The sequence below is a fragment of the Brevibacterium sp. SIMBA_078 genome, from assembly GCF_046534565.1.
Classification (GTDB): Bacteria; Actinomycetota; Actinomycetes; order Actinomycetales; family Brevibacteriaceae; genus Brevibacterium.
This window is the reverse complement of sequence record NZ_JAWRYQ010000440.1, coordinates 1-248: the sequence shown is the minus strand read 5'-3', so window position 1 is coordinate 248 and position 248 is coordinate 1. Positions and strand designations below refer to the sequence as shown.

General features: G+C 41.9%; 1 pseudogene. It reads left to right on the top strand.

The annotated features are described in order from the left end of the window. Nucleotides 1-248 (top strand): annotated as a pseudogene (locus SB749_RS20330) (acetate kinase); the annotation flags it as partial.

The window sequence follows — 248 nt, the reverse complement described above, 5'->3', positions numbered from 1 at the left end:
CATGCAATTGATACGCTGGTTGATTTGATAAAAGATCACAACCTCGACGAGCAATTAGTGGCAGTGGGTCATCGTGTTGTACATGGCGGTGAGCACTTTACCCAATCAGTTTTAATTGACGAAAACGTCATTGCAGGTATTACCCAAGCAGCCACACTGGCCCCATTACATGGTCACGCTAATTTACTAGGTATTTCATCAGCACAAGCATCATTTAAAGATTTACCACAAATAGCTGTGTTTGATAC